Origin of the sequence: Sulfitobacter indolifex, assembly GCF_022788655.1 — a bacterium.
Taxonomy (GTDB): Bacteria; Pseudomonadota; Alphaproteobacteria; order Rhodobacterales; family Rhodobacteraceae; genus Sulfitobacter; species Sulfitobacter indolifex.
In genome coordinates this window covers 1616402-1637318 of sequence record NZ_CP084951.1, presented here as the reverse complement: position 1 = coordinate 1637318, position 20917 = coordinate 1616402, and the positions used below count along the sequence as shown (strand labels likewise).

Sequence of the window (20917 nt, the reverse complement as noted above, 5' to 3'; positions counted from 1 at the left end):
GCCATGCGCGGCGCGGCGCGCTAGGTCTGGGCAAAATCAAACATGAGGCATGCCATGACCGATCTGACCCCCATCACTTTTGCTGAGACTGACATCGACCGTATCGCGGGGCATACCGGGCGGATCGCGGTGTTTCTTGAGCCAGAGGGGCGGCTTGATGCCGGGGCGCGGCGGGTGAATCGATTGACCAAGGGAGCGTTGCAACGGCTGGTGGAAAGCGATCGTTTTGCCAAACTTAAACCCGGTGATGCGCTCAGCATGGGGTTCCCCGCTGGCATGGCGGCAGAGGCGGTCGATGTGGTGCATATGCCGCGCCGCGCCGAGGTGATGACCGCGCGCAAGGCAGGTGCCGCTTTGGCCAAATACCGCGGCGACAGCGACCTGTTAATGGTCGCTGCAGGCACGCGCCGGGTGGCTGATGTGGCTTTCGGTCTGGCAATGCGGGACTATGGGTTTGAAGATCACAAATCCGCCCCGAAGCCGCGCAAGGGCAGCGTTGAGGTGATGTGCTCCAAGCCTGATGACGCGCGTGAGGAGGCAGCACCGCTGATGGCGGTTGCCGAAGGCGCTTTTATGACGCGCGATTTGACGAACGCGCCCGCCAACATCCTGACCACCACCAACTTTGCGGAGCGCCTGGCCGAGATGGAAAGCCTAGGGCTGAAAGTTGAAGTGCTGGATGAGGATGAACTTGCAAGCCTCGGAATGCGAACGCTTTTGTCGGTCGGTCAAGGCTCCGATAGCCCCTCCAAAGTTGTCGTGATGCGGTGGGACGGCGGCGCGGAGGGCAACGCTCCGCTGGCGCTGGTTGGCAAGGGCGTGGTCTTTGACACTGGCGGTATCAGCCTCAAACCCGGCGCGGGCATGGAAGACATGACCATGGACATGGGCGGTGCGGGCGTTGTCTCTGGCGTGATGCGCACGCTGGCGCTGCGAAAGGCCAAAGCGAACGTTGTGGGGCTGGTGGGCATCGTCGAAAACATGCCCTCGGGCAATGCGACCCGTCCGGGCGACGTGATTACCACTATGAAGGGCGACACGGTTGAGGTCATCAACACCGACGCTGAGGGGCGTTTGGTGCTGTGCGATGTGATGTGGTACGCGCAGGACCGCTTTAAACCTGCGGCGATGATCGATCTGGCCACGCTGACCGGTGCGGTGATTATCGGGCTGGGTCATGAAAACGCGGGCGTCTTCTCAAACGACGATGAGCTGTGCAACGCGTTCCTAAAAGCAGCCGAGAACGAAGGCGAAGGCGCATGGCGGATGCCTTTGGGCCAAGGCTATGACGATCAGTTGAAGAGCCGCGTTGCCGATATGAAAAACATTGGCGGCCGTCCCGCGGGTTCCATCACCGCGGCACAGTTCCTCAAGCGTTTCGTGAAAGACGAGACACCATGGATTCACCTGGACATCGCCGGCGTCGCCTCCATGAAGTCCGAAACCACGCTGGCACCTGCAGGCGCGACAGGCTGGGGCGTGGCGGCGCTGAACCGTCTAGTCGCCGACCGTTTCGAGAAGGGCTGAGTTGGAGATGGGGGCGGCTTATTTCTACCACCTGACCCAGCGACCTCTGGTCGAGACGCTGACGATGCTGCTGGAAAAGTCGCTCGCCAACGGCTGGCGTGTGGCTCTGCGCGGGACCGACCCTGAAGGGTTGCAAGCGCTTGACCGAGCGCTTTGGACGTTTTCCGAAGACAGTTTCCTACCGCACGCAATCGCAGGCGGCGACCGGGATGCAGACCAGCCGGTATTGCTTACACTTGAGGATGGTGCGCCGAACCGTGCAGATTGCCTGATGGCGGTTCACGGTGCGCATGTCACGGCGCAAGAGATCGCGGCGCTGCAACGGGTCTGCGTGCTGTTTGACGGTCATGACCCAATGGCGTTGGATCAGGCGCGGGGTCTGTGGAAACGGTTGAAATCCGAAGGAGCCTCGGCGCAGTATTGGTCGGAAGAAAGCGGTCGCTGGGAAAAGAAGGCCGAAACTTGAATACCAGCGAAGCAGGGGCAGGGGCCAAACGACCCCCGCCCCAAATTGCGGTTTAGGCCGCTTTGTCCAGCGCAGGTTTCGCGACGGAGGCGGCATTGCTCGCCTTGGCATTCTGCGCTTCCGGCTCAACCTTGCTAACGTAGGACTTGGCTGACTCGACGGCGCTGTTGTTCACCGGCGCGATGGTGTCGAGCAGGGCACGGGTGCGTACACTGTCGACGTTACGCTGTGCCGCTGCGCGGGCGAAGGCTTCGTTCTCAGCGTCCGAAGCTTTAGGGGCCGCCTCTGCCGGTTTTGCCTGAGCGGTGGCCTGTAGCGATTGAGACTTGGTCGTCTCTTGCGCGGCAGCGCTGTTTTGCGTGGCCTTGGGTTCGCCGGCAGGCTTTGTTTCAGCCTGCTGGGCGTCGTTTTGGTTTTCCTCGGGGGCCTGAGCAGGCTCAGATGCCGGGGGTTTGCTTTGTTGGTAGGAGGAAGACCCCCCTAAAATACCTGACAGCATAGCAACATGTTCTCCAAAATTAGATACAGTTATGCCCTGCAGATATCTGAGCAAAAGGGCGAAAACCTGTCCAATTCACGGCAAATGCGGCGTCATTTTGCGGCGAATTACATTCTTTCTTCACACTCTGGGTCTGGCCAGACCTCGATTCAGCGGCTTAGTCGCAGCTCGCCGCCGCTGATTTCAATGCGGCCCCAGCGTTGCAGATAGCCCATGCCAAGTAGGGACTGGGACATCACGCCGTCATTCACAACCGCTGGCACATTGCGATCAACTGCATGGCCAACCACCACCTGATCTAACCGAACGAATGCGGTGCGCGTCTCGCCATTGGCGGTGCCTGCCCGGCCAAGGTAGTCAAGCTCATCAGGGTCAATGCCAATCCGCGCAGCATCCGATTTGGTCAGAACGATATCGGACGCGCCGGTGTCGACGACAAAACGCACCGGTGCGCCGTTGATTTCTGCCGTGAGGTAGTAATGACCATCGCGCCCGCGCGGCAGGATGATCTCGCCCGCATTGTTGATGCTGAGTTGCTGGCGCGCGCTGTCGCGGGTGATGTCCTGCCACAGCCCCACGCCCGCAGCGGCACCGACAAAGATCAGCCCCCAGACGGCCGCCTGTTGCAGAGTCTTGTTGATGTTAAGGCGGTTCTGAAGGAAGAACCAGCCCGCCAACATGGTCAGCAAGACAATGAGATAGATCAGACGTGCTGTGTCGATGTCGGCCATGAATGCGCCCCCTTATCAGAGATATAGGAACGCAGAGCGCAAATGTCAGCCGGGCATCGGGCCGGGGCCAAAGCCGAAGGCCGCAAGGCCATCGAGCACGAATTGAACCGAAAGGGCCGCCAACAGCATGCCGAGCAGACGGGTGATGATATTGATGCCAGTCTTGCCCATCGCGCGCTCAAGTGCGCCGCTTACTTGCATGGTCAGCGCCATAACCACCAGTGTCAGCGCGGTGATCACGATGATGGTCAGCAGCCCTTCGCCGCCCGGTTTCTCCCCCGTCAGCAGGATGACCGAGGCAATGGAGCCCGGGCCAGCGATCAGGGGAATGGCCATGGGAAATACCGACGGATCGTCGTGGTCATCCTCATCCGCACGGTCCTCGCGCCGTTTGGTGCGGCGATCGAACAGCATGTCGAGGGCGGTGATAAAGAGCAAAATCCCACCCGCGACGCGGAAAGCGGGCATCGAAATCCCGATAAAGCCAAGCACTGCCTCGCCAAAGGCGGCGAAGATCAGCAAGATCAATCCAGCCACACCCACCGCGCGCCAAGCGATTTTGCGCCTTTGCGCGTTGCTCATCCCGCGGGTCAACGCGAGGAAGACTGGCGCGATGGCGATGGGGTCGATCACCACGAACATCGTGACGAGGGCGGTGATCATATAGGCGGTATCGAATGTCATTGGTCTTCCTTGGCGGTTCGCGTTTTGCCAGAATGCACGAGGGCCGCCCTCTAGGCGACCCCCGCAACTTGATAATTTGAACGGTATCGGATCAGGCGTTGGCCTTTTCCAGCTTTTCCTGAGCGCCCATCCAAAGTGCTTCGGCGCGGTGCAGCGCGTCCATCACTTCTGCGTATTTCTTGTTCCAGACCTCAAGCTCGCCGGTTTTAACGTCCTCATAGAGTGCGGGATCGGCCAGCTTCTTGGCCAATTTGTCGCGCATCTCGTTGATCTTTTCCATCCGCGCTTCGGCCTTGCGAACCTCGCTGCGGAGCGCCAGCACCTCGTCACGGCTGGCGCGTTTGGGCTTGGGCGCTTCCTTGGGTTGTTTCGACGGGTTCTTGCTGACCGGCTTTTCCGGCGTCAGCAGCATCTTCCGGTAGGCTTCGAGATCATCCTCATAGGGTTTGACCGTGCCATTCGACACCAACCAAAGCCGATCCGCCACGAGCGACAGCAAGTGCATGTCGTGGCTCACAAGAATCACGGCACCTGAGTAGCGCGTCAGCGCCTCAACCAGCGCTTCGCGGGATTCGATATCAAGGTGGTTGGTCGGCTCGTCGAGGATCAGCAGATGCGGCGCGTGGAGCGTCGCCAAGAGCAGCGAAAGACGTGCCTTTTGCCCGCCCGATAGGCGGCCCACTTCGGTCTCGGCCTGTTCGGGGCCAAGGCCAAAGCCCGCCAATTGCGCGCGCAGTTTTGACTGCATCACCCCGGGGCGGGCGGCGATCATATGCTGCAGCGGCGTCTCTTCGACGATCAACTCATCCACTTGGTGCTGCGCAAAGAAGCCCACACGTAGTTTGCTGGAGTTGATCTGCTTGCCCGCCATCAGCGGCAGCCGGTCTGACAGCAGCTTGGCCAGCGTCGATTTACCCTGACCGTTCTTGCCCAACAGAGCGATGCGGTCGTCTTGGTCAATGCGCAGGTTCAGGCGCGTCAGCACCGGGTTGTCCTCGGTATAGCCGACCGAGCCGTTCTCGATGTTGATAATCGGCGGCGACAGTTCTTCGGGCTCGGGGAAGGTGAAGACCTTACGCGCCACATCCTCGGGCGCGGTGATCATGTCCATCTTCTCGATCATCTTCAGACGTGATTGCGCCTGTTTCGCCTTTGATGCCTTGGCCTTAAAGCGGTCCACGAAGCTTTGCATGTGATCGCGACGGGCTTGCTGTTTCTTGGCCATTGCCGCTTGCAACGCGCGTTTCTCGGCGCGCTGGCGGGCGAACTGGTCGTAGGGGCCTTGGTAGTAGGTCAGCTTGCGGTCTTCGAGGTGCAAGATACCGCCGACGGCCCGGTTTAGCAGGCCGCGGTCGTGGCTGATGATCAGCACTGTATGCGGGTATTTCGCCAAATAGCTTTCCAGCCAGAGCGCCCCTTCGAGGTCGAGGTAGTTGGTCGGCTCATCCAAGAGCAGCAGGTCAGGCTGGGCAAAAAGCACCGCCGCCAGCGCCACACGCATCCGCCAGCCACCCGAGAAGGCAGAGCAGGGCATCTGCTGTTCTTCGTCGTCAAAGCCCAGACCTTTGAGGATCGACGCGGCGCGGCCTTCGGCGGACCAAGCGTCGATATCAGCCAGACGGGTCTGGATGTCAGCGATGCGGGTCGGGTCTTCGGCGGTCTCGGCCTCTAGCATCAGCCGGGCGCGCTCGACATCGGCGGCCAGCACCGTGTCGATCAGCGTGGTCTCGGAAGACGGCACCTCCTGCGCCACGCCGCCGATCTTGGCGCGGGACGGCAGAGAGAACTCGCCGCTATCGAGCGACAGTTCGCCACGGATGATCTTGAACAGCGTGGTCTTGCCCGCGCCATTGCGCCCGACGATGCCCACCTTGTGGCCCTCGGGGATCACGGCGGAGGCTTCCTCAAACAGAGGGCGACCTTCGACGGAGTAGTTGATTTCTGAAATGCGTAACATGGATGCCGTTTGGAGCAACCTGAGCAGAAGGTCAATCGCGGCTTTTCATGTGCAAGACCCCATGCTAGGGAGCGCGCAAATCAACACCCGCTATGGAGTACAGCCAATGGCCCTCGAACGCACTTTCTCGATCATCAAGCCCGACGCAACCCGCCGCAACCTGACCGGTGCCATCGTTAAGAAATTCGAAGACGCTGGTCTGCGCGTTGTCGCACAAAAGCGCATTCACCTGACCAAAGCGCAGGCGGGCGAGTTCTACAAGGTACACGCCGAGCGTCCTTTCTATGACGAACTGTGCGAATTCATGGCCTCCGCGCCGATCGTTGCTCAGGTTCTCGAAGGTGAAAACGCCATCGCGAAAAACCGCGAAGTCATGGGCGCGACCAACCCCGCCGATGCCGAAGCAGGCACTATCCGCGCAGAATTCGCTGAAAGCGTTGGCGAAAACTCCGTTCACGGTTCCGACGCACCGGAAACCGCAGCGGTTGAGATCGCGTACTTCTTCTCCGGTCTGGAACTGGTCGGCTAAGCCACCGTTCTCCGGACAAATAAGGGGTCGCCTTCGGGCGGCCCTTTTGCGTTTAGATTAGTTGTTAAGTGTCGGATGATGCGAGGACATGCGCCCTTCGACGTCGCCCGTCGGTGGCGCTTTGGCAGCTTGGTCTTTCAGATGGCGCTCTAGCAGATCGACATTACGCAGTTTGGATTTCCATCCGATATCGAACAAATCACCCACGAGCGGGACCGAGCCGATCACATAATCGATGCCCGTGTTTACCAGCATCTTGGCCAAAACACCCTTGGGTGCGCCCATGCGGTGCGATTCCTTTAGGATATAAGCGGCTGGCAACAGCGCTAACGTATCACCGACAACGGGCACAAAGCCCAAAATCGAATCCCACCCCATACGCACGCCAACGACCGGCAGTTTGAACGCGCTGTCCATGCTCACCGCCAAACGGCGGAGGCGGGCGAGGTCGGCTTCGTGAGAGGGGGTATGCGGTTCCATGGGCGTCCTTGCGTGTCCTGCTATAGAGCGCAAACGCCGTGCCAGGGCTCAAAGTTCCCCAAAGTACCGTCCCCGTCCGGTGTTCTGCTAGGCCAGCTCAGAGGCTGGCGTAATCCGTGATCAGAGGCGTGGGCCGCTGCGGCGGTTGGGCTGAGGTGCCTTTCGGCGTCTGCTCAGGCTTGGGTTTTTGCGGTTGCGGCGTTCTGTCTAGTCGGGCCATCGGGTAGCTCCTTTGCTGCTCGCTGGGGTTCGATGTCTCTTACCCCTGCAACCAACTTGGGCGCGGTTCAGGTCCATAAGGGGGCCGGATTGCGCCCAAAATGGGGCATTTGTTGCGATTTTGCGACGGAATCCGCTGTTTTCGCCTATGGGTTGAGGCCAAAAAGCGCATCTGCCTGCAACGCACTTTGAGGTGCGACGCGCCCTCGGCCTGTCAAATCGACCAAATGGGCCAACACATTTCGCGTGGCAGCGCCCAGCAAAGCGGGCGGCGTTTCGGTATATATTACGCGGGCCAGGTCCTCGGCTGTGGCGGGGCCGTCGTGAAGCGCTTGAAGGATCGAGGCTTCGCGCGCGCGGCGATGGTCGACCAGCCAATTGAGGCGCGCATTGGGATCAGAAACCGGCGCGCCGTGGCCGGGGTAGAACACCCGCCATTCCCGCGCGGCCAGTTTTTCACAGGACGCCATGAAGTCCGTCAGATCACCATCGGGGGGAGAAACCAGAGAGGTCGCCCAGCCCATAACGTGATCTGCGGTCAGACAGGCGTCCCCCCAAGCCAAACAGAGGTGATTGCCAATATGGCCCGGCGTGTGAAGCGCCTCTAGCGCCCAGCCATCGCCCCGCAGTACATCGCCATCGACCAAAGTGTGATCAGGCGAAAAGTCGTGATCGACACCCTCACCGCCGCCCATCAGCCCCGCTTGCGCCAAATCTTGCATGATCGGTGAACGCCCGGATGTGCCATCACCAAAGGCCCAGACCTCGGCCTCCGTGTGCTTGGCCAAGGGGTGGGCCAGTGGTGAATGATCGAGATGCGTATGGGTCACGATGATATGGCTGACCCGTTGGCCGGGTTCCAGCGCGCTCAGGATCGCCTCAAGATGTGCGGGATGATCGGGGCCGGGGTCAATCACAGCGATATCACTGTCGCCCAGCAGGTAGGTATTGGTGCCGCGATAGGTCATCGGTGAAGGGTTTGGCGCGACAATCCGGCGCAGACCGGGCTCTAAAATCTCGGCAACTCCGATCTCGGGGGCAAAGTCATCGGGTGGCAGCATGGTTTCACCTTTCGCAGGGGCAGGGGGCTGGCTAAGGTCTAGCCATGAATTTTGCTTGGCTCAAACGATATGTGCCGCGCGGCATCTACGGACGCGCCGCGCTGATCCTGCTGCTGCCGGTGGTGGTTTTGCAGTTGGTCGTTGTGGTGATTTTTGCCCAGCGACATTTCGAAGGCGTTACCAACCAGATGACCGACACCGTCCTGCGTGAGCTGGAACTGGTGATGCTGGCCGTTGGCACCGCACCAGATCTGCAATCGGCCCCAATGGCGGTTGAGGCGCGCGCCGGGCCGCTTGATTTCGTGGTGACCCCAGCCAACCGGCCACTTCCAGAAATCGACAAGTTGCTGTGGTACGATTACTCGGGCCGGGTGCTGATCCCACGGCTTAGAAGCGAGATGGACGGGATTGAGGCGGTGGACCTCCGCGATGATGATTTTGTCGTGCTTTATGTGGAAACCGTTCACGGCCCGCTGCGTATTCAGTTTGAGCGGCGGCGCATCTCAGCCTCCAACCCGCATCAGCTTTTCGTCTATACGGTTTTCTTTGGCGTATTGCTTAGCGTCATCGCATCAATCTACCTGCGCAACCAATTGCGCCCGATCAAGCGCTTGGCCCGCGCTGCCGAAGCTTTTGGCCGGGGGCGGCATGAGCCCTATACCCCCACGGGCGCGGTCGAAGTGCGCGCGGCAGGCAATGCCTTTGTCGACATGCGCGCGCGGATTGAGCGGCAGATTGAGCAGCGTACACTGATGCTGTCGGGGGTAAGCCATGACCTGCGCACACCGCTCACGCGGATGCGGCTAGGCCTGTCGATGATCGACGAAGAAGACGCAGCGCCGCTGTTGGCCGATGTCGATGATATGCAGCGGATGCTGGATGAGTTCTTGAACTTTGCCAAGGGTGCCGCCGAAGGGGAGCCGGAGAAGGTGGATCCCCATAAATTCGTGCAGACCATCGTCGACGACGCGCAACGCGGCGGCCGCAATGTGACACTGCTTCCGCCTGAGGGCAGCGGCGAGGGCAGGGTGAAGCTGCGCAAGGTGGCCATGCGCCGGGCGGTCGATAACCTGATCTCTAACGCGGTGCGCTATGGCACGCAGGCCGAAGTCTCGGTCATGCTAAGCGACCGCACCCTGCGCATTCGCGTCGAAGACAACGGCCCCGGCATCCCACAAGAGCGTCGCGATGAAGCGACGCGCCCGTTTTCGCGGCTTGATCCGGCCCGCAATCAAGACAAGGGCGGCGGCGTGGGACTTGGCCTTGCCATTGCCACCGACATCGCCCGTGCTCATGGCGGGGTGCTGCGTCTGGGAGAAGCGCAACGGCTGGGCGGATTGCGCGCGGATATCGTTATTGCACGGTGACCCGGCGGCAGGATTGTATGGCACGCTGTCCTTTGCCAAGGTAGTCGAAACCTAAAGCGGAGCGCGTCCATGACCCCCTATGACATGATCAAAGCCCATCTCGATTCAGCCGTGCCCTTTGCGGGTCATGTTGGGGTGAAACTGCTAGAGCTTGGCGACGGGACAGCCAGCGCTGAATTGGTGCAGCGGCATGAAACCTCCAACCACATCGGCACCCAGCATGCAGGCGCGATGTTTACATTGGGCGAGGCGGCGTCAGGGGCGGCCATGGCCGGGGCCATCGCGCCGGTCATCATGGACATGCGGCCCGTTGCAGCCATGGGGCAGATCGCGTTCAAAAAGATCGCAGAGGGCACGCTGACCGCCCACGCCAAAACCTCACGCCCCGGCGCTGAACTGCTATCGGCCCTGCAAGAGGACGGTAAGGTCGCCTTTGACGTAACTGTCGACATCCGCAACGAGGCGGGCGAGACGGTGGTTGAGATGATGATGAACTGGCACGTCAGCGCAAAACGCTAAAGGGGAGCAGGTGGGACACTGGTTTTTCTATGGCCGGCAGCCCAGTTCAGTCAGCAGGTGGGCGCCTGAACAGCGACAACCGCGGCAGGCGCCCTTCACAGCTGATGTTCTGTGTCGGTCTAAGCAAGTCATTCACGGCTACCCGCGATCAGTCATTCGGAAGACTAGGCCCAGACCACCCCTTTTGAGATCCCCGTTACCCCATGCGCTTTGAGCTATAGCTGCCGGGTGATGCGGGGAACACGACTGTCTTATTGCCGTTCAAAAAGACCCGGTGATGCGCATGGGCATGGATCGCCCGTGACAGTACGCCCGATTCAACATCCCGGCCAAGAGACACGTAGTCCGAGGCGCTTTGCGCGTGGGTAATGCGAACGATGTCTTGCTCAATGATCGGTCCTTCGTCGAGATCGGCAGTTACATAATGAGAGGTCGCGCCGATCAGCTTTACGCCGCGCTCATACGCCTGCTTATACGGGTTCGCGCCTTTGAACGACGGAAGAAAGGAATGGTGAATATTGATGATCCGACCGCTCATCTTTTGGCACATCGCATCAGATAGGATCTGCATATAGCGGGCCAGTACGATCAGTTCAGCGCCAGCATCCTCGACCACCTCCATGATCCGTGCTTCTGCCTCGGATTTGTTCTCCTTAGTCACCTTGATGTGGTGAAAGGGGATGTCATGGTTCACCACAACCTTCTGATAATCCATGTGATTAGAGATCACAGCCACGATCTCGATCGGAAGCGCGCCAATGCGCACGCGGTAGAGAAGATCGTTCAGGCAATGGCCGAAGCGCGACACCATAACCACGACCTTCATCGTGCTGTCCGTGTCGTGGAACTTATAGTCCATGCCAAAGGGCTCAGCGATTTCGGCGAACCCTGCACGCAGATCTTCAAGCGTATTGCCTGTCTCAGCCTCCGCGCTCACCCGCATGAAAAACTGACCGTTGTCGGCATCATCAAACTGCGCGCTGTCGGTAATATTGCAGCCGTTCTCAGCGATATATTTTGCGATTGCGGCAACGATCCCGCGTCGAGAGGGACAGGTAACGGTCAGGCAAAACTTGGTCATCGGATGGTCCTTGAAAATTGGGTTGTGCAGCCGCGACAGCCACGTTGTCTGACCCGGCTGTATGGGCACCTCAGGCTGCGTAGGGCAATAGACATGCATTCGTGAGACAAGCAATCATCTTGAACTTGATGCCGGACAATTCTTGAGCGGCCCTTGCCGCCTTGGCTTGATTATACTCCGTGGTGACACGTCGATTGATCATGCGCGGCACTTGCAAACGCGTGCATCGCAGCCAGCAGCCCGGTAACCCGCGACACGCTAGGATCACCTTTCCCCGACATTGGTCATCCTCGCGCATTTTCCGCAGTTATCTTCAACGAGGTCCGTTAATCGATGCAGTGCTCAGTCTCTCTGTCTAATGCCGACCTTACTGCAGTCTTCGGGATAGGCGGTGCCCGCGAAACCCATTCCGCTGGCGGAGGCCAAACGTAGATGTCTCATGCAGTCTCCCGTTGGTGTCATATTTGGCTTTTATCTGGCATTGAGGTTTAGACCTTTCCGCGTGAACCACAGAAGAGGAAACGACGTCTCAGAAGAATTGATATTTATACTTTGATTAGATGCGATTAGTAAGCTCAGTGTCAGCTGAATTGAGGAGGCCGCCATGTCTCGCACGAAATCCGCCAGAGATATCAGCCTGAAATCGCTCGAGTTGTTTCAGGTCTGCGCCAAGGAAGGTTCGCTTCAAGCTGCAGCGCGAGAGGCCGGTCTGACGGTCAGCACCGTGTCGCACCATCTGCGCAGTCTGGAAGACCACCTGGGCGTTGAACTGTTCAACCATGCGCGGCGCCCGATGGTTTTAACGCCGAAAGGCCAAGTCTTCTCCCGCCAGATTGAGGAGGCGCTGCGGACGATCCGCAAGGCGAAGGCCGAAGCATCCGCAGGCAGTGTTGCCGATGCCAGTTTTCTAAGAATTGGCGCAATCGAGGATTTTGTTAGCGATATCGTGCCGCATCTCGCCGTCTCCCTCTCAGGCGTGATGCCGAATTGCGATTTTGTGTATCACACAGGGGTCAGTCACGATCTGATCAATATGCTGCGAAACAGGCAACTGGACCTCGGCATATGTACCGCGCCGGGCGAAACGATGAGCGATCTTCAAGAGCGCCCTCTTTTGCGTGATCCCTTTATCGTTGTTCTGCCGCGGCTCGCGCCCCAGTCGCTGTCGGATATTATGGAGGGGACGACTAAACTGCCCTTCCTACGGTTCTGCAGCAATCTGATGATTGCACGTCAGATCGATGCGCAATTGCGGCGGCTGGGGGTGTCGTCACCGCATCGGTTTGAATGCAGCAACAACCAGACGCTCATGGCAATGGTCGCGGCAAACGCGGGCTGGACGATCACCACACCGCTGCTTTTTTCCCGGGCCAAGCGGTTCCACAACGATCTGCGGATGCACCGCTTCCCGGGGAAATCTTTTGCGCGCAGGCTCGCGTTGATGACAACGCCCGACTGTTCGCGCTCTGTCATCGAACTGGTCGACAGCAAAGTGCGCGCGTTGATCCTGCAACACGCGATTGAACCTCTGCATGCCAGCGAGCCTTGGTTGGCCGATAGCTTTGGACTGCTTGAGCCCTCGGAAAACGAAGCTGGAGAGACCATCGGCCTGGCGTAGAAATTCGGTTTCTACCGCCGTATCATTAAGTGCGATCAAACTATCGGAACTATCTTAAGATTTTTTCGAATATTGGATTGAGCGTTTGCTGTTGCGAGCGCTGTCTGCCCCTCTGAACCCGGAATATTTCGGAGGCACCACCATGAAATCTCGGACCAAAGTCGTCGTGATCGGCGGCGGCATTGCCGGTTGCTCGACACTTTATCACCTCACTCAAGAAGGATGGAGCGACGTCGTGCTTGTTGAGCGGGACGAGCTGACCTCGGGCACCACGTGGCACTCCGCCGCGCAGGTTACGAATTTTGGGGCCAATCAGACGATGGTGGGGCTGAAGACCCATTCGATCAACCTTTACAAACGCCTTTCCGAAGACCCTGAGTATCCCATCAACTACCATCACGCCGATGGTGGAATCCGGCTCGCCAACACCGATGCGCAGATGCAGGGCTATCGCCATTTTGCCTCAATGGCGCGCGGCATGGATGTGGATCTGGAAGTCATCGACGCCGAGGAATGCGCCCGACGTCACCCACTGATCTCGACCGAGAACCTGCTGGGCGGGCTTTGGGATCCGCTCGACGGGGACATCGACCCGGCGCAGCTTTGTCAGGCTTTGGCCTATCACGCGCGCACAGCCGGGGCCGAGGTCTACCGCAATACGCCGGTCACCGCTCTGACGCAGCACAAAGACGACACATGGACGGTCCACACCAAACACGGCGACATCGACTGCGATATTGTGGTCAACGCCTGTGGCTACCGGGTGAATGAGGTCGGCAGTATGATGGGTGTGCATCACCCCGTCGCCTCGATGGAGCACCAGTATTTTCTGACCGAAGACATTCCCGCGATTGTTGAGGCCGGTCACCGTATGCCACTGCTACGCTGTCCTATTTCCGACTACTACAGCCGACAGGAAAAGAACGGTCTGCTGGTCGGCTTTTATGAGCAGAACTGCAAAACTTGGGGGATGGACGGGATCGACCCGAATTTCGTCAACGCCCTTTGCCCGGACGATCTGGAGCGGGTCATGGACGTGCTGGAAGGTGCCTTTGAGCGTATGCCCGCGCTGGCCGAGACCGGCATCCGATCCATCGTCAACGGCCCCATCACCTATACCATCGACGGCGCGCCGCTGGTTGGCCCAATCCCCGGCAAGCGCAACGCCTTTTGTATCATTGGCCTGCGCGCAGGTCTGGGCGAGGGCGGGGGGCACGGTTGGCTGCTGGCCCAGCAGATCGTCCATGGCGAGGCGCAGTATGACACCTGGGTCATCGACCCGCGCCGCTTCACCGGCCATGCGAATGTTGAACTCACAGCGCTCAAGGCCATCGAAGATTACCAGAACGAATTCCGCTTCCATTTCCCGCATGAGCATCGCCCCGCGGCGCGGCCCGCCAAGACCACGCCGCTGACCCCGGTGATGGCTGCCGAAGGGGCTGAATTCACCGTCGTCAACGGCTGGGAGCGGGTCGACTACATCAAGCCGTCGCCGAACTTCCACCCGACACTAAGCTTCAACTTCGACGAAGCCTTTGACGTGGTCGCGGCGGAGGTGAAGAACGTGGCCGAGAATGTCGGCCTGTGCGAAGTCAACGGCTTCAACCGCTTTGAAATCACCGGCAGCGACCGGCACAGTTTCCTCGATCGAATGTTCTGCGGCGCCGTGACCAAGCGCGATGGACGTGTCGGATTGGGCTACCTGCTGAACCACCACGGGATGGTCAAGGGCGAGGCCACGGTGGCCAATTTGCCCGACTCAGATCGCGGTCCGCAGCGTATCTGGTACGGCTCGGCAGCCGCCAGCGAATATCATGACATGGACTGGTTGCAGATGCATCTGCGCGAAGATGAAGACGTGCAGATCCGCAGCCTGACCAATGACCAAACGATCCTCGTGCTCGCCGGACCCAAAGCGCGCGACGTGCTCAGCGCCTGTTCTCGCGGCGATTGGTCGAAAGAGGCCTTCCCATGGCTCAGCCTGCGCGAATGTTTCATCGGCTTTGCGCCCGCCACGGTGCTGAGCGTGAGCTTTTCGGGCGAGTTGGCCTATGAAATCCACGTACCAAACAATGCGCTCTATGCCGCCTATCTGGCCCTGCGAGAGGCTGGGGAGGCACATGGGATGAAGCTGTTCGGTGCCCGGGCGGTTGACGCGATGCGACTGGAAAAAGGTTTCATGCACTGGAAAGCGGAACTGCTGACCGAATTTGACCCCTTCGAAACCGCGCTGGACCGTTTCGTAAAACCCGAAAAGCCCTCAAATTTCATCGGCAAAGCGGCGCTGCACAAACGCATGGCCGAAGGGCCGCGCAAGAAACTGGTGACGCTTAAGGTCGATGCCACCCACGCTCCGGCCCATGGCGGTGCCTCCCTGATGCAAGACGGCAAGGTTGTCGGTACCGTGACTTCGGGGGATTGGGGGCACAGGGTGGGCATGAACCTTGCCTATGCCTTCGTCGACCCCGCGCTGGCCACGCCCGGCACGCAAATCCCGCTTGATCTCTATGGGGAAATGGTCGGCACCGAGGTGATCGACCCCTCGCCATATGATCCTTCCTATGCGCTAATGCGCGGATAACATGATGGGCAGGGGCCGGTCCAAAGCTGGCCCCCGTCCCGCACCAAGGTCATCCAGCGACAATGTGTTCCGCTGCACACCCAATATCTACGACAAGGATCACCCATGCACCTCTCCCGTTTTCCCCGCGTCCACCTTGCCCATCTGCCAACCCCGCTTGAGCATATGAAGCGCCTGTCAAAAGAGCTTGGCACTGAAATTTGGATCAAGCGGGACGATTGCACCGGCCTTTCGACCGGCGGCAACAAGACCCGCAAGTTGGAATTCCTGATGGCCGAGGCCATTGAGCAGGGCGCTGACATGGTGATGACCCAAGGCGCCACCCAAACCAACCACGGCCGCCAGACAGCTGCTGCGGCGGCCAAGCTAGGGCTTGCCTGCCACATCCTGTTGGAAGACCGCACCGGATATGACGACGCCAACTACAACACCAATGGCAATGTGCTGCTGGACCATCTCCACGGTGCCACGACCGAAAAATTCCCCGGCGGCCACGACATGCCCGGTGAGATGGAAAAGGCTGCAGAGCAGAAACGGGCTGAAGGACATAAGGTCTATGTCATCCCCGGCGGCGGCTCCAACCCCACGGGTGCTTTGGGCTATGTGAACTGTGCGTTTGAGCTGCTGAACCAAGTGAACACGTCGGGCATGAAGATCGACCGGCTGGTCCACGGCACCGGGTCTTCGGGCACGCAGGCAGGGCTTGTCACGGGCATGTGTGCGATGAACGCCCAGATCCCCATTCTCGGCATCGGCACCCGTGCGCCACAGCCCAAACAGGAACAGATGGTCTATGACCTTGCCTGCAAAACCGCCGAGAAGCTGGGCTGCGCGGGCGTGGTCAAACGCGAAGATGTGATGGCCAACACTGATTATGTGGGTGACGGCTATGGCATCCCCACCGACAGTGGTATCGAGGCGATCCAGATGTTTGCCGAGCTTGAAGGCATCCTGCTTGATCCTTGCTATTCCGCCAAGGGGGCTGCTGGTCTGATTGATCTTGCCCGCAAAGGCAAGTTCAAGGACGAGCGGGTGGTCTTTTTGCACACCGGCGGGGCGGCGGCGCTTGGCGGCTATGACTTCGCCTTTGACACCGCTAATCGCTGGGTCAACCTATAAGAGAGGATGGCTTCCGTGGCGCGCAAGTTTACCGGCAATTTCACCCAGCAAGAGGGTCTTTCCGCAGACGCAATCGCAGCCGCGGTTGCGGTCCTGCAATCGGGGCGTTTGCACCGGTATAACCTCGCACCGGGTGAGGTTGGGGAGGTGGCCCAGCTTGAGGCTGAATACCGTGATTGGCAGGGCAGCAAATTCTGCCTTGCCGTCACCTCGGGCGGGCAGGCGTTGCAAATAGCCCTGCGCGCCTGCGATGTGGCGCCGGGCGACAAGGTGCTGACCAATGCCTATACGCTGGCCCCGGTGCCCGGCGCGATCCGGGCGGTGGGCGCTGAGGCGGTGCTGGTCGAGATCGACGAAAACCTAAGGCTCGACCTTGATGACCTAGACGCCAAAATCGCCAGTTCCGGGGCGCGGGTGCTTTTGCTTTCGCATATGCGCGGGCATCTTTGCGATATGGAGCGGCTGATGGCGATCTGCGATGCGGCGCAGGTGACCGTGATCGAGGATTGCGCCCATACGATGGGCGCGCGGTGGAAAGGTCGTCGGTCGGGTAATTTTGGCAAGGTGGCCTGTTTCTCGACCCAGACCTACAAACACATGAATTCCGGCGAAGGCGGGTTTCTGACCACCGACGCCGCCGCAATCGCCGCCCGCGCCACGATCCTGTCAGGCAGTTACATGCTGTATGAGCGCCACGGTGCCGGGCCGGAGCCTGAGGCCTATGCCGATGCGCGCTATGACATGCCCAATTGCTCGGCCCGGATGGACGCATTGCGCGCGGCGATCCTGCGTCCGCAGCTTGCAGCCCTCGACACCAACATCGCCCGCTGGAATGCGCGCTATGCGCTGGTGGAAAATAGGCTGGAAGCACAGGACGGCGTGGCGACAATCAAGCTACCCTCCGCCGAAGCACACGTCGGGTCCTCCATCCAGTTCCGCCTGCCGGGCTTTACCGCCGGGCAGTGCCGCGCCGTGCTGGAGGCTGCTGCCGCGCGGGGCGTGGAGCTTAAATGGTTCGGCGCGAAAGAGCCGGCAGGCTTCACCTCGGCGCATCCGTCTTGGCGCTATGTTCCAGCGCAAAACATGCCCGCGACAGACCGCATCATGGCGACGCTTTTCGACATGCGCCTGCCGCTGAGTTTTTCGGAAGACGACTGCGCGCTGATCGCCGAGTTGATCTGCGAAGCCGTGGGCGAGGTGGCATCATGAGCCGCCCAGTTGTCGGCGTATTGGGGGGCATGGGACCGGAAGCGACGATCCTGTTGCAACAGCGTGTGCTTGCGACAGTCGATGCCCAAGACGACGCCGATCACCTGCCACTTTTGATCGACATGAACCCTCAGGTGCCGTCGCGCATCGCGCATCTGATCGACGGGACCGGGGAAGACCCCACCGCCACGCTAGCTGCGATGGCACAGCGGCTGGAACGGGCAGGGGCCACGGCCCTCGCCATGCCCTGCAACACCGCGCATCACTACGCGCCAGCGATTGAGGCGGCGGTTTCAATCCCATTCTTGAACATGGTGACCCTATCGGTCGACCGCGCGGCGGGGCAACTTCGCTCGGGCGCTTCCGTCGGCATTCTTGCCTCTCCCGCCGTGCGTATGGCCGGGGTGTTTGACGCAGCCCTCGACCGCGCAGGGCTGAAATCCCTTTGGCCCGCCGATGCCGATCGCATGTTGGCCGCAATCCGGTTGATCAAGGCGCAGGGCATCACCCCGCAGGCGCAGCAGACGCTCTCAGAGGCGGCGGATGAATTAACAGAACAGGGGGCCGAACTTCTGCTCATTGCCTGCTCGGAGTTCTCGCTGCTGGCCCCAGCATTGTCAGCCCCCGTGCCTATCCTCGACACGATCGACGTACTGGCCGAGGCGATCCATCAGCACTCCCAAACCGAACCGAGGTAAGCCCATGGCGATCACGTATCTGAAGCAAGTCGAGACGCGCCCTGCGGTTGAGGGCAACGACATCCGCGGCGTTGTTGCACAGATGCTTGCCAAGATCGAAGAGGGCGGCGAAGCAGCCGTTCGGGACTACGCGCGCGACCTTGATGGCTGGACCGGGGATATCGCGATGTCTGAAGCGGAACGGGCCGCCGCCTGTGCGCGGGTGCCGCAAAACCTGAAGGACGATATCCGTTTCGCCCATGCCAATATCCGTCGATTTGCCGAAGCGCAGAAAGCGACGATGGCCGATTGCGAAATCGAGGTCATGCCGGGGCTGATTGCGGGGCAGAAACAAATCCCCATATCCAGCGCGGGCTGCTATGTGCCCGGCGGACGCTATAGCCATATCGCCAGTGCTTTGATGACGATCACCACCGCCAAGGTCGCGGGCGTGCCACATATTACCGCGTGCTCGCCCACGCGTCCCGGCATTGGTATTCCCGACCCGATTGTCTTTGCGATGGACCTGTGCGGGGCAGACCTGATCCTCAATCTCGGCGGGGTGCAGGGGGTGGCGGCCATGTCGATGGGGCTGTTTGGCGGGACGCCTGCCGATATCCTCGTCGGCCCCGGCAACAGCTATGTGGCAGAGGCCAAGCGCATGCTGTTCGGTGCCGTGGGGATCGACATGTTTGCAGGTCCGACCGATTCACTCGTGGTCGCGGACCACAGCGCAGACCCTGAAACGGTGACATGGGACTTGGTCAGTCAGGCGGAGCACGGGGCCGACAGCCCGGTTTGGCTGGTCACAACCGACCGGAAACTGGCACAAGCCGTTTTGCAGCGGGCGCCCGAAATGATCGGCAGCCTGCCGGAACCAAACGCCAGTGCCGCGCGCGTGGCTTGGACAGAGCGCGCCGAGGTGGTCTTGTGCGACACCCGCGAAGAGGCGGCCCAAGTGGCCGACCGCTACGCACCAGAACATCTTCAGGTTCAGGCCGAAGACCTTGATTGGTGGCTCAACCGCCTCTCGGCGTATGGATCATTGTTTCTGGGGCAAGAGACAACCGTTGCCTTCGGCGACAAGACCTCTGGCCCGAACCATGTGCTGCCCACTAGTGGGGCGGCGCGCTATACCGGTGGCCTCTCCGTCCATAAATTTACCAAGACCGTAACGTGGCAACGCTGTAACGCGGATGCCTCGCATGAACTGGCCCTGCGCACCGCGCGCATCAGCCGGATGGAGGGGATGGAAGGCCATGCCCGTTCTGCCGAACTTCGGCTGAAACACCAACCGGCCTGACCCCAAGCCGCGCTTAGGAAAAATAATGCTACTGACTGCCAAATCCCGCATCTCCCCCTATGCCGGGGGGTTGCTGCTTGCGAGTGTGATCGCGGTGGCCGCCACCTTCCTGTCTGACCACTATGGTGCGCCGGTCATGCTGTTTGCGTTGCTGCTCGGCATGGCATTTCATTTCCTGTCGGAAGATGGCGCCTGCGCCGTGGGAATCGACTTTGCCGCGAAGGCGCTGCTGCGCTTCGGGGTCGGGCTGCTGGGGCTGCGGTTGGGGTTGGCAGAGGTCATGAGCCTTGGGCTTACGCCTGTCATTGCCATCATCGGTTTCGTTCTGGCAACATTTGGCTGCGGGGTGGTGATGTCTCGCCTCTTTGGCCGCCGCACGGCCTTTGGCATGCTGGCAGGCGGGTCAGTCGCGATCTGCGGTGCATCGGCGGCCCTCGCGATCACTTCGGTATTGCCGCCGCATAAGGACCGCGAGCAAGACACGCTTTTTGTGGTGATCGGCGTCACTGCGTTGTCGACGATCGCGATGATCGTCTATCCCATTCTTTTCCAATCGCTGGGCCTGAGCAATATCGAAAGTGGTTTTCTGGTCGGCGCGACGATTCACGATGTCGCGCAGGTGGTAGGGGCTGGGTACTCGATCAGTGAAGAAGCAGGCGTTTTTGCCACCTACGTCAAAATCTTGCGTGTCGCGCTGCTTCCGGTGGTGATGCTGGTCGTGATGTTCAGCTTCAGAGGCGCGCAGCAGCAGTCGGTCGGCGTTCCGTGGTTTCTGGTGATGTTCGCAGGCTGTGCGGTTCTGGCAAATCTGGGGGTGGTGCCCGCGCCCGTGCTCGCATTGCTGAACGAGGTATCGCGTTGGTGCTTGGTCATCGCGATTGCGGCCTTGGGGGTAAAAACCAGTCTGGCACGGATTGTGAAGGTGAAACCCAGCTATAGTATTATTTTGATTGTTGAGACGTTGTTCCTGCTCTGTGCAGCGCTTGTCTTTGTTCTGATGATTGGGATTTAGACGGCGGTGTAACTGATGCTGCTAAAAATGTGATGCGATTCTGCACGGTTACAGTCAGCAGAAGGGCCGCACTGACCCCAGTCAGCTTGTGGCGGTTCCAGACAAGTCTTTGAAAACATGGTAGGCCCGGCAGGACTTGAACCCGCAACCAAAGCGTTATGAGCGCTCTGCTCTAACCAATTGAGCTACAGGCCCGCCATGGCGTTTGGGTATGATGCCGCAGCCCCAGCGTCAAGACATTAGCTGCACCAAATGATTGCAGTCGGCGGCGCAATACT

Annotated in this window: 20 protein-coding genes and 1 tRNA gene; 12 read left to right on the top strand and 9 right to left on the bottom strand. The window is 60.0% G+C overall.

What is annotated here, in order from left to right:
- The first annotated feature begins 54 nt into the window (after positions 1–54).
- Both DSM14862_RS07975 and DSM14862_RS07970 read left to right on the top strand, forming a co-directional pair.
- Entirely contained in the window at positions 55–1527 is a 1473-nt protein-coding gene (locus DSM14862_RS07975) for a leucyl aminopeptidase (RefSeq protein ID WP_007119739.1), read from the top strand.
- Positions 1528–1534: 7 nt separating this feature from the next.
- Positions 1535–1993, top strand: coding sequence for a DNA polymerase III subunit chi (locus tag DSM14862_RS07970; RefSeq protein WP_007119738.1), 459 nt, complete (start codon positions 1535–1537; stop codon positions 1991–1993).
- Between the two features lie 52 nt (positions 1994–2045).
- On the opposite strand, the gene DSM14862_RS07965 is transcribed toward DSM14862_RS07970, so the two are convergent.
- The 4 genes from DSM14862_RS07965 to DSM14862_RS07950 form a co-directional block, all read right to left on the bottom strand.
- Complete coding sequence (locus DSM14862_RS07965; RefSeq protein ID WP_007119737.1) at positions 2046–2492, bottom strand: hypothetical protein; 447 nt, start codon at positions 2490–2492, stop codon at positions 2046–2048.
- 149 nt (positions 2493–2641) lie between these two features.
- Positions 2642–3223 (bottom strand): retropepsin-like aspartic protease family protein, encoded by a 582-nt coding sequence (locus DSM14862_RS07960; protein WP_007119736.1) that lies wholly within the window; start codon positions 3221–3223, stop codon positions 2642–2644.
- Positions 3224–3268: 45 nt separating this feature from the next.
- Complete coding sequence (locus DSM14862_RS07955) at positions 3269–3907, bottom strand: MarC family protein (RefSeq protein ID WP_007119735.1); 639 nt, start codon at positions 3905–3907, stop codon at positions 3269–3271.
- 91 nt (positions 3908–3998) lie between these two features.
- Entirely contained in the window at positions 3999–5864 is a 1866-nt protein-coding gene (locus DSM14862_RS07950; protein ID WP_007119734.1) for an ABC-F family ATP-binding cassette domain-containing protein, read from the bottom strand.
- Positions 5865–5970: 106 nt separating this feature from the next.
- On the opposite strand from DSM14862_RS07950, the gene ndk reads away from it, so the two are divergent.
- Positions 5971–6393, top strand: coding sequence for a nucleoside-diphosphate kinase (gene ndk, locus DSM14862_RS07945; protein WP_007119733.1), 423 nt, complete (start codon positions 5971–5973; stop codon positions 6391–6393).
- 57 nt (positions 6394–6450) lie between these two features.
- Here the strand turns inward: ndk and DSM14862_RS07940 are convergent, their stop codons facing one another.
- From DSM14862_RS07940 to DSM14862_RS07935, 3 genes are all read right to left on the bottom strand, one after another.
- Positions 6451–6873 carry a DUF4112 domain-containing protein gene (locus DSM14862_RS07940; RefSeq protein WP_007119732.1) on the bottom strand — a complete coding sequence of 141 codons (423 nt, stop codon included), beginning with the start codon at positions 6871–6873 and terminating at the stop codon, positions 6451–6453.
- A 97-nt stretch (positions 6874–6970) separates the two neighbouring features.
- Positions 6971–7093, bottom strand: a complete 123-nt coding sequence (locus DSM14862_RS21795) for a hypothetical protein (protein ID WP_259980958.1) — start codon at positions 7091–7093, stop codon at positions 6971–6973.
- Between the two features lie 145 nt (positions 7094–7238).
- Positions 7239–8153 (bottom strand): MBL fold metallo-hydrolase, encoded by a 915-nt coding sequence (locus tag DSM14862_RS07935; protein WP_007119731.1) that lies wholly within the window; start codon positions 8151–8153, stop codon positions 7239–7241.
- A gap of 44 nt (positions 8154–8197) precedes the next feature.
- Between DSM14862_RS07935 and DSM14862_RS07930 the strand changes: the two genes are divergently transcribed.
- Both DSM14862_RS07930 and DSM14862_RS07925 read left to right on the top strand, forming a co-directional pair.
- On the top strand, positions 8198–9520 hold the full coding sequence (locus DSM14862_RS07930) for an ATP-binding protein (protein WP_007119730.1): 1323 nt from the start codon (positions 8198–8200) through the stop codon (positions 9518–9520).
- A 69-nt stretch (positions 9521–9589) separates the two neighbouring features.
- Positions 9590–10039 carry a DUF4442 domain-containing protein gene (locus DSM14862_RS07925; RefSeq protein ID WP_007119729.1) on the top strand — a complete coding sequence of 150 codons (450 nt, stop codon included), beginning with the start codon at positions 9590–9592 and terminating at the stop codon, positions 10037–10039.
- A 196-nt stretch (positions 10040–10235) separates the two neighbouring features.
- Here DSM14862_RS07925 and purU read toward each other — a convergent pair whose 3' ends face one another.
- Entirely contained in the window at positions 10236–11120 is an 885-nt protein-coding gene (gene purU / locus DSM14862_RS07920; RefSeq protein ID WP_007119728.1) for a formyltetrahydrofolate deformylase, read from the bottom strand.
- A gap of 604 nt (positions 11121–11724) precedes the next feature.
- On the opposite strand from purU, the gene DSM14862_RS07915 reads away from it, so the two are divergent.
- From DSM14862_RS07915 to DSM14862_RS07885, 7 genes are all read left to right on the top strand, one after another.
- Entirely contained in the window at positions 11725–12738 is a 1014-nt protein-coding gene (locus DSM14862_RS07915; RefSeq protein WP_007119727.1) for a LysR family transcriptional regulator, read from the top strand.
- Between the two features lie 142 nt (positions 12739–12880).
- Positions 12881–15319, top strand: coding sequence for a GcvT family protein (locus DSM14862_RS07910; RefSeq protein ID WP_007119726.1), 2439 nt, complete (start codon positions 12881–12883; stop codon positions 15317–15319).
- A gap of 105 nt (positions 15320–15424) precedes the next feature.
- The gene (gene cuyA / locus DSM14862_RS07905) at positions 15425–16438 is read left to right on the top strand and encodes a D-cysteate sulfo-lyase (protein WP_007119725.1); all 1014 of its coding nucleotides are present in this window, start codon (positions 15425–15427) and stop codon (positions 16436–16438) included.
- Between the two features lie 6 nt (positions 16439–16444).
- Positions 16445–17647, top strand: a complete 1203-nt coding sequence (locus tag DSM14862_RS07900; RefSeq protein ID WP_007119724.1) for a DegT/DnrJ/EryC1/StrS family aminotransferase — start codon at positions 16445–16447, stop codon at positions 17645–17647.
- Positions 17644–18345, top strand: coding sequence for a cysteate racemase (gene cuyB, locus DSM14862_RS07895; protein WP_007119723.1), 702 nt, complete (start codon positions 17644–17646; stop codon positions 18343–18345). The genes DSM14862_RS07900 and cuyB overlap by 4 nt, the downstream gene beginning before the upstream one ends.
- 4 nt (positions 18346–18349) lie before the next feature.
- Entirely contained in the window at positions 18350–19627 is a 1278-nt protein-coding gene (gene hisD / locus DSM14862_RS07890; protein ID WP_007119722.1) for a histidinol dehydrogenase, read from the top strand.
- 25 nt (positions 19628–19652) lie between these two features.
- Positions 19653–20639, top strand: coding sequence for a YeiH family protein (locus DSM14862_RS07885; RefSeq protein ID WP_007119721.1), 987 nt, complete (start codon positions 19653–19655; stop codon positions 20637–20639).
- A 118-nt stretch (positions 20640–20757) separates the two neighbouring features.
- Here the strand turns inward: DSM14862_RS07885 and DSM14862_RS07880 are convergent.
- Positions 20758–20834, bottom strand: a tRNA-Ile gene (locus DSM14862_RS07880).
- Between the last annotated feature and the right edge of the window lie 83 nt (positions 20835–20917).